Raw genomic sequence first — 12,303 nt, forward strand, 5'->3', positions numbered from 1 at the left:
GGGCCATCCATGGCCCAGCGCGGCTCTCGCGGCATCCATGCCGCTCGACCCACTCCGCGCCGCCTGCGTTCGGCCTGCACCCAAGTCGCGTTCGGCGGTGTCTGGTCTATCGCGTGTGAAGATCAAAAGCGTCTGGCTGGAGCGAACGCTCTTCGCAGTTGGGGGGATTCGCTAATTCAGTCGCACCACAAATCCCCCTGTGGGAGCGAATTCATTCTGGGCGGCATTCCGACGAAGGCGTCGTCACATCCCACACACATCTGCCGCCTGACGCATCCGTTCGCGAATGAATTCGCTCCTACAGTTGTAACCGCGTGCAGGTCAACCACTTGGCTATGGCATCGACGCACGCTGCTCCAGCACTAAAACTGCCCCAACACCCAATCCCGCAACCGGCAGCATGCCTCGTCTTTCTCACGATCTTCGCGGAACGTCAGGTAGTGCTGGCTCTCCGTCAACACCACCTCCTCCTTCACTGGCCGCACCAGCCTCCCCTGTTCCACCAGCGCCGCGACCAGATGGTTCCACCCCAAGGCCACACCCTGATGGGTGAGCACCATGCTGATGATCAGGTTGTAGTCGTTGGCGTTCAGCAGGTGGGGGCTGTCGTGGGGTCGGTCATCGATATCGACATCATGAAAGGCAAACCACACCCCCCAATCCACATGCTCTGCCACTTGCGAGCGGCCGTAGGGACTGAGGTTCAACAACCCGCTGTCGCGCAGTCCCGTCAACGACGCCAGTTCAGGGTGCGCCGCCTGGTATTCCGGCGTGCACACCGGGTAGATCACGTCGTGGAACAACGGATAGCTGCGGTAGCCGTCCTGGATCTTGGCCATTTTCGTGATGAAGATATCCGGCCGCACCCCCGGTTCCATCGACAGGAAGTTCTGCGTCGTGATCAGGTTCAAGTCGATGTCCGGGTTCTCGCTGAAGAACGTCGGCAGTCTGGCCGACAGCCACAACGCCGAAAAAGCGGGCGAGCAACACAGGGTCAACACGCGCTTCCCGGCGTTGTGGCTGCGGATGCGTTCGGCGGCTTGGGAGATGTTGACGAAGGACATCTGCGCCGCGTCGAAAAAGATCGCCCCCGCTTCGGTCAGCGCCACGGCGCGCCCTACCCGCTTGAACAGCTCGACACCGAGGTACGTTTCCAGCTCGCGGATCTGTCGGCTGATGGCCGCTTGCGTGACACACAGCGCCTCCGCCGCGCGGGTGAAGCTCTGGTATTTGGCGGCTGCCACGAACGACTTCACTGCTTTCAGCGAAGGCATTTTCAGCAGCGTCATATCCGGATCGATGTGCTTGACCATAACGTGAGGGCGTGGATTCCGATTCGATGCAGGATGAGGGAAGCAGGCCTGCGCAGACCGCCTGCGCCCGTGGGGCAGGCGGGAGATTAGCCGAAAGCGCGGGCAACGCCTACGCCGAGTCGCCCCGAACGGCGGCCTCGATGGTGGCGATGTCGATTTTGGTCATGTTCATCATTGCCGCGAACGCCCGTTTGGCTGCAGCCTTGTCGGTGCTGGTGTACGCCTTGGTGAGCACACGCGGGGTGATCTGCCACGACAGGCCCCACTTGTCCTTGCACCAGCCACAGACGCTGGCCTCGCCGCCATTGTCGATGATCGCGTCCCACAGGCGGTCGGTTTCCGCCTGATCGTCCGTGGCGACCTGAAACGAAAACGCCTCGCTGTGTTTGAATTCGGCACCGCCGTTGAGCCCGATGCAGGGGATGCCCATGACCGTGAATTCCACGGTCAAGACGTCTCCTTCCTTGCCGGACGGGTAATCGCTCGGGGCGTGATGGACGGCCTTCACTTCGCTGTCGACGAACGTCTTGGCGTAGAACGCTGCGGCCTCCAGCGCGTCGCCGTTGTACCAGAGGCAGAGGGTGTTTTTGCTGACCATGTCGGTTCTCCAGAAACGAAGAAGTGAAAGGTCAGTCTAGTCCCGCCCGTCACAACAGCGAACGCGAGAGAGGGTCAGCCGGACGAGCGCTGACCCGTCTGCTTTCAATCGCGGAATTGCGTGAGTTGCTTGTCCAGGGATCCGGCCTGGTCGCGCAGTTCGACCGACTGATCGAGCAACACGCGGATCGCCTGATCGTTCTGTTCGGAAATGCGGCTCACGCCCTGAATCGCCACCGACAGTTGCTCGCCCGTGGCCGCCTGGCTTTGGGTCTGGCGGGCCACTTCGCTGATGCGAGTGAGGATGTCGCGGGCGTGCTGACGGATCTGCACGACGCCTTCAGAGGAAGTGGTCAATTGCGAAACACCGGTGCGCACGGCTTCACCGACCTGCTGAACGTTGGCCACGGTGTTGCGCACGTCTGAGCCGATGGCGCCGATCATCTCGCCGATTTCACCGGTCGAGCGGCTGGTGCGTTCGGCCAGCTGCCGGACTTCATCGGCCACCACCGCAAATCCTCGGCCCTGCTCCCCTGCCCGCGCCGCTTCGATGGCGGCGTTGAGGGCCAACAGGTTGGTCTGGTCGGCGATGCTGCGGATGACCGCGATGATCCCGGCGATTTGTTGGGAGCGTTTTTCCAGATCGCCGACGGCACCCGCCACCACGTCCATGGTCTGGTCGATGTGGGTGATGCCTGCCAGGGTCTGGCTCATGTCATCGGAGATGTGAGTCGTCAGCGCTTCCGTGTTGCGCGCCAGTTGCTCGACGTCCTCGGCCTGTTGGGCCATCTCGGTCACCGAGTGCGCCAGGGCCGTGACACCGCTGGCCATTTCTTCCGTGGCCGTGTGTTGCGCGGTCGCCCGCTCGGCGACGGCCTGGGTGGTGTCGCCCAGTTGCGTGGAAATCTGCATCAACGCGCCGCTGCTGTGGCGGATGGTGCCGACCAGCCCGCCGAGGCGCTGAATGAACTGATTGAAGGCGCCCGCCAGCTTGCCGGTCTCGTCGCCGCTGCGTTGTTCGAAACGCAGGCCCAGCTCGCCGCTCCATCCCTGGATGCCGACCGTGAGCCCCGACAGCGGACGAATCTGCCAACCGAGCAGGTTCCACAGCACCAGCGCCAGCACCAACAACCCCGCCAGGCCCACCAGCACGGCGACGTAGAGGAAGTGGTTGATGCCCGCCATGGCCTCGGCCTGCGGGTAGGCAATCATCAGTGACCAATGGTTCGGTGCTTCACCGATCTGCACCGGCCGCAGCGCGTAGGTCCAGCCATTGCTTTCGAAGTTGTAGGGCTGACCGGCCTTGATCGCCTCTCTCGCCGCGACAGGCAGGTCGTCCGCGAGCTGCGCCAAACGTTTGCTATCCGGGTGACTGGCATACAGACCGTCGCTCGACACCAACGCGCCGTAGCCCTTGAACACATTGATGGTCGACAGCTGTTTATTGATGCCTTCAAGCGGAATATCGACCCCCGCAACCCCCAGCGTTTTACCGCCCTGCACCAGCGGCACCATGATCGAGGTCAGCATCAATTGCTGGCCGCTGGCGGTTTTGTAGGCGTATGGCTCGGAGGCCCAGGCTTTGGCGGTGTGCAGCGGACGGTAGTAATACTGGTTGTCGGCGTTTTCCGGCACATAGCCCACCAGCGGCTCGGATTTGACCACCCCGCTCGCCCGGTTCCAATACGTCAGGTAACGGCCTGTTGCATCGTGATTGGGTTGATTGACGAATTCGTTGTCTTTGCCATCGAATGCGTTCGGCTCCCAATACTGACCCAATCCCAATAATTGGGAATTGGATTCCAGAAGTGCGCGCGAAGTGGCGTCAGCGGTTTTACGATCGACATGTTCGTGTTGCAAGGCAATGGCAACACTGGCAAGCGAGTCTGCAATTGAATAGCCCACGCCAAGTTCTACTTCGACCGCCCTCGCGTTTTCTTTGACGAGGGTATCGACCAGCGTTGTATTTTCTTTGACCGCCGACCCGTAAGCCACGTAGGCAACGGACGCCAGCAACAGCAGCAGGACCGCCACAGCGCCGATCAGCGCGGTCCAGAACAGTTTGAAGTGTAAAGAGCGGTTAGACATGAAGGTTCTCGGATGGCATAAAAAGTCAGTCGGCAAGACTGTCCGAATATGCACACGCGGCAGCCCTGCCAGGTCTATTATTAGTTTGATATCTATGTGCCAGCATATACCCGCTCCCTTTAACTCCGCAACCATATAAAACGCCGCGGTATAAAAGATGACCGGTGAGTCTCTAGGCGAGGTCGTTATTGGAAAGTTGTACGACGTAATAGAACTAAGACCGGCTCGTTATTAACGAACCGGTTAGTTTTTGTTTAGGCTGAATAACTGATTTATATAACCGAACAATCATTCCGCCTCGTCGGCGACTTCCACTCGGTTTCGACCTTGGCGCTTGGCGTGGTACAGCGCGGTGTCCGCCAGGCCGTAGGCCAGGTCGAAGCTGGTGCCAACGGGATTGGCACTGACGCCGAAGCTCGCGGTGATGACGCGATTCACCGGATCGCCGAAAACGTGTTCGGCGACGGCCTGGCGCATCGCTTCGGCCAGCGCGAGGCCCTCCTCCAGTTGGCCACCGGGAATCAGCACGGTGAATTCCTCGCCGCCGACCCTACCAATGGCGCCTTTCTCGCCGACGATCTTGCGCAGGCACTCGACGATGCCCTGAATCACGGCATCGCCCGCCGGGTGACCGAATTCATCGTTGACGTGTTTGAAATGGTCGATGTCGAGCACGATCATCACCGCCCCCGTGCGCATCAGCGCCTGGGCGGTCATGTCGATGATCGCGCCGCGATTCAGCACCCCGGTGAGCGCGTCGTGGGTGGCCCGGTATTCAAGCTGGCGCGCCAGGGTCTGCAACTGCGCGTTGAGCGCGTTCATCTCGCGCTCCGCCCGATCGCTGCGGCCAATCAGGCGACGGGTTTCGCGCATCAGCCGCTCGTAGTGAGTCGCCAGACCCGACAACGATGTGCGGTAGACGTCGGCGTCGGCATGCGGCAGTGCCAGCACCGAACGAACCTGTTCAAGGGCCTCGGCCTCGCTCTTGAACAAGTCAGGCGCCAGCTGGCCGGAAGGGTCTCGCGAAGCGACGGAGGCTGCCATGTCCACGAGCCTCTTCACGTCGTGATCGGACGGTCGTTGAAGACAATCGACGTGAAGTCGGCTTTCAGTTCTTCACCGAATTCGAAAATCGTCTCGTCTTCTTCGTCGTAGTACCAGTTCACTTCGATGCCGTTGCCGTCTTCGGCGCATTGGTCCAGGGCGTCGAAAATGCTGAACAGCATCTTGGTACTGGAACTGTTGAAATACGCCAGCGCGATGTTGGCGGTGATCGTTGCGCCTTCCTTGCCAGCCAGGTAGGTGCGCAGTTGCTCCACGATGGGCGAGTAAAAGGCGGCTGCATTTTCCGGGTACGACTCGCCCTTCATCGACAGAAGGTTCTGGTCGAAACGAAAGTCGATTTCCGGGGAAGTGGCCGTTGCTTCGATGTAGACGTTGTCCATGGCTAAGCGTCGCTCAATTCAAATAGTGGCTTTAAGGCAAAACAGCGTCGTGTCCGGGTCATCGGCGCGCGGATGAAACCCGAACTCCAGCGGCGCGCTGGCGTCCCGGGCCATGGTCAGGAAGCCCAGACCGGCGCCCTTGCTGTCTTCCGGCGTCTCGGCACGCAGGGTGACTTTGTAGGCCTGTTTGATTTCCTCGATCGTCATGTTGCGCAGCGGCTCCAGCTTTTCGCGCAGACGTTCGGTGTCGGCGGTGGCGATCGGGTTGGCGCAGAGCATCTGATGACGCTCGCCATCGGTGCTGATGCACACCGCGCCCTGACGCAGGCCGGACTCGTCGGGGGCCGAACCGCTCAACGCGTCGGACGAGTAATGGATGATGTTCTGGGACAGCTCGACGAACGAGGAAAACAGCTTGCGTCGCGTCGGTCCGCTGACCCCGGAAATTTCCAGCTGCAGCTTCACCACCTCAGCCATCGCCGAGATGATGTGATGTGAGAAATAACCCATGTGATAGAAAATCACGTTTCGCTGTTGGGCCAGGTCGAAAAACGTGCAGTCCTGCTGGGCGGTTTCTGAGTTGAACATCGTCATTCCTGAATGCGGGCACAGAATAGGGTCAAATCGTCGCGCCGAGCCTGGTCCGCCTGCCACAGCGCCAGCGCCCCTTGCAATGCTTCACAGATGGCAGCGGACGCTTCGCGGCGGTGTTGCAGCAGAGCGTCGAAGGCTTTGCGTTTGCCGAAGGCGATGCGTTTCGGGCCGCCGATCTGATCAACCAGGCCGTCGGTGGCGATGAACATCAGGCTGCCGGGCTGCATCGGAACCGTGCTGACCGACCATTGGTAATCGAAATCGCTGCCCACGTAGCCGACGCCCATGCGTTGCCCGGCGATGGTCTGCACCTGATCGGCGTCCGGGTGCAGCACGTGCAAGGCCATGCGCGCGCCCGCGAAACTCAGGGTGCGGCTGGCGTTGTCGAACCAGAAAAACGACGCGTCGAGGCCGTCATCGGACTCCGGGGTGTCGTCCTGGCCATCGACCTGCCCCAGCAGTTCCTTGACGCTGCGGTTGACCGCCGCCAGCAACTGCGCAGGGTCGCGAGGTCCGAAACGCTCCAGCGACTGGGTCAGCGAGGAGGACGCGATGAGCGTCATGAATGCGCCAGGCACGCCGTGGCCGGTGCAGTCGGCAATCGCGCCAAACCAACCTTCGGGGTAGGCGCTGAAATGGTAGAAATCGCCACCGACCACGTCCCGCGGTTCCCACAGCAGCGCGGCGTCGCCCAACGTGGACGCCAGCGCATCGCGAGAGGCGCGCAGCATGGCCCGCTGAATCACGCTGGCGTATTCGATGCTTTGCATCATCTGGCGATTTTTTTCGGCTTGCATGGCGGCGACCACGGCCATCAGTTCCAGACCGTTGCCCAACCCGGCAAAGCGCCCATTACGGGTGACGATGAAACCGTCCGCCAGGGCCTTTTCGCCGAACTCGACCGTCTTGAACGTCAGGTCTTCGATGCTCATCAGCGCATCGACGATCAGCGGTTCTTTGTCCATGAAGGCAATGCAGCTTTTCTTGTCGTAGAGCTCGCGATGAAACGGCTTGCTCATCTGCGACAGGAAAATGTTGCGGTTGATCAGACCAATGGGGCGCTCACCTTCCAGCACGGCCAGACACGCCCGCTCGCGGTGGGCGCTGAAGATTTCCATCACCCGGTCGTTGGTGCTGTTGGACTCGATACCCGGCACCTCATTGCACAGATCACCGGCACAGCGATGGTCCCTGGGCAACTTTGGCCGGGTGAAAGTGAAGTGTTCTGCCTGCATGCTCGTGGCCACTGCGCCGGACGGAAGCGGGCACCTTAGCAAGGTGATGTTAAGATGATGTTACAGCGACCGCCCCTGCCTCCGTTGCCCGAGTTGGTGTTAAATACAGCACCCGGATTACACATTCAGCGCGCCAAGCCTTGTCTGGACGCGCGCCATGAAACGGAAAGCACGATGAAAAGCCCATTCAAGCCCTCCTTTATTCCTCACTCGACGGTGGCAGCATGATCGAAGTCACCGAAGTCTCCATCGCTGAATTGCGCGCTGCACTGGCCTCCGGTCAGACCACCTCGGTCGAGCTGGTCAAGGCGTACCTGGCACGCATTGACGCCTACGACGGCCCGCAGACCGACACCGCGCTCAATGCCGTGGTCGTGCGCAATCCCGACGCCCTTCAAGAAGCCGAAGCCGCCGACCAGCGTCGCGCCGAGGGAAAAACCCTTGGTCCGCTGGACGGCATCCCGTACACGGCCAAGGACAGTTATCTGGTCAAGGGCCTGACCGCCGCGTCGGGCAGCCCGGCCTTTGCGAATTTGGTCGCCCATCGCGACGCCTTCACCATCGAACGCCTGCGTGCCGCCGGGGCGATCTGCCTGGGTAAGACCAACATGCCGCCGATGGCCAATGGCGGGATGCAGCGCGGCGTCTACGGCCGGGCGGAAAGCCCGTACAACGCTGACTTTCTGACCGCTCCGTTTGCGTCAGGCTCCTCCAACGGAGCAGGCACGGCCACCGCTGCGAGCTTCGCGGCGTTCGGGCTGGCGGAAGAAACCTGGTCCAGCGGCCGTGGCCCGGCGTCCAACAACGGCCTGTGCGCCTACACCCCGTCGCGCGGCGTGATTTCAGTGCGCGGCAACTGGCCGCTGACGCCCACCATGGACGTGGTCGTGCCGTTCGCCCGCACCATGGCCGATCTGCTGGAAGTGCTGGACGTGGTGGTCGCCGAAGACCCGGACACCCGTGGCGACCTGTGGCGGTTGCAGCCGTGGGTGCCGATTCCGCCCGTTGCGTCGGTGCGTCCGGCCTCCTACGCCGAATTGGCGGTGAAGGCCGAAGCGCTGGCGGGCAAGCGTCTGGGCATCCCGCGTATGTACATCAATGCGGATGCTGACGCTGGCACCAGCGAAGCGCCGGGCATTGGCGGCCCCACCGGGCAGCGCATTCATACCCGCCCTTCGGTGATCGGGCTGTGGCAGCAGGCCCGCAAGGCCTTGGAAGCCGCGGGCGCGGAAGTGATCGAGGTTGATTTCCCGCTGGTCTCCAACTGCGAGGGCGACCGCCCCGGCGCGCCGACCGTGTTCAATCGCGGCATCGTTTCCAAGGAATTCCTGCACCACGAATTGTGGGACCTGACGGCCTGGGCCTTTGATGACTTCCTGCGCGCCAACGGCGACCCGAAGCTCAACAGGCTGGTGGACGTGGACGGCCCGAAGATCTTCCCTCACGACCCCGGCACCCTGCCAAACCGCGAGGGCGATCTGGCGGCGGGGATGGACGAATACGTGCGCATGGCGGAACGCGGCATCACGCCGTGGAATGAGATCGAGACGTTGCCGGACGGCCTGCGCGGGCTGGAAAAAACCCGCAAGCTGGACTTGGAAGACTGGATGGACACACTGGGGCTGGATGCGGTGCTGTTCCCGACCGTCGCCGACGTCGCGCCCGCCAACTCGGACGTTGACCCGGCGTCGGCCGACATCGCCTGGAGCAACGGCGTGTGGGTCGCCAACGGCAACCTCGCCATCCGCCACCTCGGCGTGCCCACCGTCACAGTACCCATGGGCGTCATGCCCGACATCGGCATGCCCGTCGGCCTGACCTTCGCCGGCCGCGCCTACGACGATTCGGCATTGCTGCGACTGGCCTCGGCGTTCGAGGCCACAGGCAGCAAGCGCCAAGTGCCACCGCGCACGCCGCCGCTGGAGCGAAACGCAGATTGATGCCGCTCCCCTTGTAGCCGTCCGGCTACAGCGGCGCTCCATCGCTTCTGCCATCGCTTTTCAACTGAACGAGGACCTGAACATGCTTCTCCATCTGTCGACGTGGCGCGAGATCGAACACTTTCTGACGCGCAGCCGCACCGTCGTCGTTCCTATTGGCTCCAACGAACAACACGGCCCCACCGGCCTGCTCGGCACTGACTGGATGTGCCCGCAGATCATCGCCGAAGAAGCCCAAAAAGACGCCGACATCCTAATCGCGCCGACCTTCAACATCGGCATGGCCCAGCACCACCTGGGTTTTCCCGGCACGATTTCCCTACGCCCATCGACCTTCATCGCCGCCATCGGCGACTGGGCGCGCTCGCTGGCGGGCCACGGCTTCGAAAAAATCCTTTTCCTCAATGGCCACGGCGGCAACATCGCATCGATTGAAGCGGCGTTCTCGGAGCTGTACGCCGAAGCCAGCTTTGCCAGACGCCCCGCAGGTTTTGCGCTGAAGTTGTGCAACTGGTGGGATCTGGAAGGCGTCGGCAAACTGGCCCACGCGCAATTTCCGGTGGGCCATGGCTCCCACGCCACGCCATCGGAAATCGCCGTGACGCAATGGGCCTATCCCGATGCGATCAAATCGGCCGACTACTCCCCGCAAATCGCGCCGACCGGGCCGATCCGTGAATCCGGCGATTTCCGCGCACGCTTTCCCGACGGCCGCATGGGCTCGGACCCTGCGCTGGCAACCCCGGAAAAAGGCGGAGAATTGGTGAGGCTGGCGGCTAAGGGTCTGGTGAAGGAAGTGGAGGCGTTCAGCCGGGAATCGCTGCCCGGCTGATTCATCAGCGTGTGCGCTGACGGTCGACTTGCCCCGGCCGTCAGGGGTTCAACCGCTTGAGAGCCTCGCGCAACTCGGCATCATTGCCCCCCAGCGCGTTGGTGGCGATGGCTGCGTTGCGCAGCAGTATCGACGCGGCGTGTTCGATGTGTTCTTTGAGCAGACGGTCGGACGGGCCGGACAAGGTCAACGCCCCTTTCAATTCATACCCCATGGCGAACACCGGCACTGACACGGCCGTGGTCTCAGGGTCGCGCTCGCCGTAGGAACACGCCCAAAAACGCTCGCGAACCTCGGTCAGCGCCGGATCGACATTGCGCGTGAACGCCCGAAGTACCTTGCCGGACGCACCCGCCTGCAGCGGAAAGCGCGCGCCTTCCAGCACCGACACGCGCACCGCCCGCTTGGGTTCTACCCTGAACAGCACCACGCGGCTGCCGTTTTCCAGCACATAAAAGGAAGAGGTCTCACCGCTTTCTTCGGTGATCGATTCCAGCAACGGATGGATCACATCGCGCAGCCGGAACGAGGTCTGGTACAGCTGCGACAAACGTAGCGGCTCAGGTCCCACGGAATAGCGACCATCGCTGAGACGACGGACGAACCCGGCTTTTTCCAGCGAAGCGATCAGGCGCAGGATTGTGCTTTTGTACAACCCTGTGCGCCGTGCGATCTCGGCCAGGGTCAGGCAGTCCTGTTCAATGTTGAAGGCCGACAGAATGGCAAACGCGCGGTCGACGGCCGCCACCCCGCTTTCTGCTTGGGCCTGCTCAGGGAGATTCTTTTCGGATTCGGTATTCATAGACACTCATTGTCGATTCGTCGCTCGCGGGCGGCAGGTGATTCGCAAACCACCCCGCCGACCCGCAAGACAATATCAGAGCAGCCGGATACCTTTCGAAAAAAGTGCAGCCCGCCTCACGCCTCGCGCAAAAACAATCGCAGCGAAACCACCATGGCCGCGGCGATGAACATGATGCAGCCCATCACCATCAGACCCGCTGTGAACGAACCGGTGTAATCCTTCAAGAAGCCCATCAGGTACGGCCCGACAAAACCGCCAAAGGCACCGATGGAATTGATCAGCGCAATCCCCCCCGCCGCTGCCTGCCCGCGCAGGAACTTGCCCGGCAACGTGTAGAAAATGGTTTTGCCGGCGATGGTGCCGATCAACGCCAGGGTGATGCCCGCCAGTGCCGGAATCAGCGCGTCCATCTGCAGCGCCAGGATCAACGCAAAGCCTGCCAGCAACATCGCCAGCGTCAGGTTGAAAATGCCCTTGCCGGTACGGTCCACGTGTTTGGCCCAGATCAACAGCGCCACGGTGGAAAAGAAGTACGGGATCGCCGCCACCCAGCCGATCATGCTGACCTCCACACCATGGGCCTTGAGCATCTGCGGCAACCAGATGCCGATGCCGTAGGAACCGAGGGTGAAGCTGAAGGTGATCGAACTGAGAATCCACACGCGCGGATCTTTCAGCGCCGCCTTGAAGCCGTGGCTGTGCTGGCCCTTGCCCTGCTCTTCGGCCAACATCCCGGTCAGCACCTCGCGCTCATCGGCGGTCAGCCATTTGGCCTCGGCCGGGTGATTGGTCAGCACCTTGAGGGTGATCAACCCGAGGATGCACGCCGGAACCCCTTCGATGAGAAACATCCACTGCCAGCCCGCGAGCCCCAGCAAACCGTGCATTTGCAGCAGCCAGATCGACAGCGGCCCGCCGACCAGGAACGAGATCGGTGTGGCCACGGTAAACCAGGCCAGCACCCGCGTGCGGTATTGCGCCGGGAACCAGAGGGTCAGAAAGAAGATCACGCCAGGGAAGAAACCCGCTTCGGCGATGCCGAGGATCAGGCGCACGATATAAAAGCTGTACGGCCCTACAATCATCGCGGTCGCGGCGGCAGCAAGGCCCCAGGTGATCATGATCCGCGCCATCCACAAACGGGCGCCGAAACGGTACATCGCCAGGTTGCTCGGCACTTCGCACAAGCAGTAACCGAAAAACATGATGCCCGCGCCCAAGCCAAACTGCGTGGCGGTCAAGCCCAGTTGCTCGGTCATCTGCAACGCCGCGTAGCCAACGCTGGTGCGGTCCAGGTAATTGAAGAAATACGCCAGCGCAAGCAACGGGATCAAGCGCCAGGCGGCTTTATGCAGGACGCGGGTCTGTTCGGCATCCAGGGGGCGCACACTGGCGACGTCGCTGCTGTGCGGGGGGGTCGTGACGATGGCCATGACGGGGTTCCTCACCAATTA

General features: G+C 62.0%; 11 protein-coding genes. 2 read left to right on the forward strand and 9 right to left on the reverse strand.

What is annotated here, in order from left to right; translation table 11 throughout:
• Window positions 1-362: 362 nt before the first annotated feature.
• The 7 genes from AAEO81_RS19480 to AAEO81_RS19510 all read right to left on the reverse strand — a co-directional run bounded on the left by AAEO81_RS19480 (window position 363) and on the right by AAEO81_RS19510 (window position 7,272).
• On the reverse strand, window positions 363-1,313 hold the full coding sequence (locus AAEO81_RS19480) for a LysR family transcriptional regulator (protein WP_166597405.1): 951 nt from the start codon (window positions 1,311-1,313) through the stop codon (window positions 363-365).
• A gap of 109 nt (window positions 1,314-1,422) precedes the next feature.
• Window positions 1,423-1,911: a VOC family protein gene (locus AAEO81_RS19485; protein ID WP_341958608.1), complete on the reverse strand. Its 489-nt coding sequence runs from the start codon at window positions 1,909-1,911 to the stop codon at window positions 1,423-1,425.
• Window positions 1,912-2,015: 104 nt separating this feature from the next.
• Complete coding sequence (locus tag AAEO81_RS19490) at window positions 2,016-3,998, reverse strand: methyl-accepting chemotaxis protein (protein WP_341958609.1); 1,983 nt, start codon at window positions 3,996-3,998, stop codon at window positions 2,016-2,018.
• Between the two features lie 288 nt (window positions 3,999-4,286).
• Window positions 4,287-5,042 (reverse strand): GGDEF domain-containing protein, encoded by a 756-nt coding sequence (locus AAEO81_RS19495; RefSeq protein WP_341958610.1) that lies wholly within the window; start codon window positions 5,040-5,042, stop codon window positions 4,287-4,289.
• A gap of 14 nt (window positions 5,043-5,056) precedes the next feature.
• Window positions 5,057-5,443: a DUF1987 domain-containing protein gene (locus AAEO81_RS19500; protein WP_166597401.1), complete on the reverse strand. Its 387-nt coding sequence runs from the start codon at window positions 5,441-5,443 to the stop codon at window positions 5,057-5,059.
• A gap of 18 nt (window positions 5,444-5,461) precedes the next feature.
• The gene (locus AAEO81_RS19505) at window positions 5,462-6,031 is read right to left on the reverse strand and encodes a SiaB family protein kinase (protein WP_166597400.1); all 570 of its coding nucleotides are present in this window, start codon (window positions 6,029-6,031) and stop codon (window positions 5,462-5,464) included.
• A gap of 2 nt (window positions 6,032-6,033) precedes the next feature.
• Complete coding sequence (locus AAEO81_RS19510) at window positions 6,034-7,272, reverse strand: SpoIIE family protein phosphatase (protein WP_341958611.1); 1,239 nt, start codon at window positions 7,270-7,272, stop codon at window positions 6,034-6,036.
• A gap of 224 nt (window positions 7,273-7,496) precedes the next feature.
• On the opposite strand from AAEO81_RS19510, the gene AAEO81_RS19515 reads away from it, so the two are divergent.
• Both AAEO81_RS19515 and AAEO81_RS19520 read left to right on the forward strand, forming a co-directional pair.
• Window positions 7,497-9,212: an amidase gene (locus AAEO81_RS19515; RefSeq protein WP_341958612.1), complete on the forward strand. Its 1,716-nt coding sequence runs from the start codon at window positions 7,497-7,499 to the stop codon at window positions 9,210-9,212.
• Window positions 9,213-9,294: 82 nt separating this feature from the next.
• Window positions 9,295-10,044, forward strand: a complete 750-nt coding sequence (locus tag AAEO81_RS19520) for a creatininase family protein (protein ID WP_341958613.1) — start codon at window positions 9,295-9,297, stop codon at window positions 10,042-10,044.
• Between the two features lie 40 nt (window positions 10,045-10,084).
• Here AAEO81_RS19520 and AAEO81_RS19525 read toward each other — a convergent pair whose 3' ends face one another.
• Complete coding sequence (locus AAEO81_RS19525) at window positions 10,085-10,846, reverse strand: IclR family transcriptional regulator (RefSeq protein ID WP_166597396.1); 762 nt, start codon at window positions 10,844-10,846, stop codon at window positions 10,085-10,087.
• Between the two features lie 116 nt (window positions 10,847-10,962).
• Window positions 10,963-12,282 (reverse strand): MFS transporter, encoded by a 1,320-nt coding sequence (locus AAEO81_RS19530; protein WP_341958614.1) that lies wholly within the window; start codon window positions 12,280-12,282, stop codon window positions 10,963-10,965.
• Window positions 12,283-12,303: the final 21 nt, after the last annotated feature.

The sequence above is a fragment of the Pseudomonas sp. RC10 genome, from assembly GCF_038397775.1.
GTDB classification, from domain to species: domain Bacteria; phylum Pseudomonadota; class Gammaproteobacteria; order Pseudomonadales; family Pseudomonadaceae; genus Aquipseudomonas; species Aquipseudomonas bambusae.

What these genes read in the sequence shown, in the direction of transcription:
- AAEO81_RS19480 (WP_166597405.1), bottom strand. Translation starts at nt 1,313, where the DNA reads ATGGTCAAGCACATCGATCCGGATATGACGCTGCTGAAAATGCCTTCG.
- AAEO81_RS19485 (WP_341958608.1), bottom strand. Translation starts at nt 1,911, where the DNA reads ATGGTCAGCAAAAACACCCTCTGCCTCTGGTACAACGGCGACGCGCTG.
- AAEO81_RS19490 (WP_341958609.1), bottom strand. Translation starts at nt 3,998, where the DNA reads ATGTCTAACCGCTCTTTACACTTCAAACTGTTCTGGACCGCGCTGATC.
- AAEO81_RS19495 (WP_341958610.1), bottom strand. Translation starts at nt 5,042, where the DNA reads ATGGCAGCCTCCGTCGCTTCGCGAGACCCTTCCGGCCAGCTGGCGCCT.
- AAEO81_RS19500 (WP_166597401.1), bottom strand. Translation starts at nt 5,443, where the DNA reads ATGGACAACGTCTACATCGAAGCAACGGCCACTTCCCCGGAAATCGAC.
- AAEO81_RS19505 (WP_166597400.1), bottom strand. Translation starts at nt 6,031, where the DNA reads ATGTTCAACTCAGAAACCGCCCAGCAGGACTGCACGTTTTTCGACCTG.
- AAEO81_RS19510 (WP_341958611.1), bottom strand. Translation starts at nt 7,272, where the DNA reads ATGCAGGCAGAACACTTCACTTTCACCCGGCCAAAGTTGCCCAGGGAC.
- AAEO81_RS19515 (WP_341958612.1), top strand. Translation starts at nt 7,497, where the DNA reads ATGATCGAAGTCACCGAAGTCTCCATCGCTGAATTGCGCGCTGCACTG.
- AAEO81_RS19520 (WP_341958613.1), top strand. Translation starts at nt 9,295, where the DNA reads ATGCTTCTCCATCTGTCGACGTGGCGCGAGATCGAACACTTTCTGACG.
- AAEO81_RS19525 (WP_166597396.1), bottom strand. Translation starts at nt 10,846, where the DNA reads ATGAATACCGAATCCGAAAAGAATCTCCCTGAGCAGGCCCAAGCAGAA.
- AAEO81_RS19530 (WP_341958614.1), bottom strand. Translation starts at nt 12,282, where the DNA reads ATGGCCATCGTCACGACCCCCCCGCACAGCAGCGACGTCGCCAGTGTG.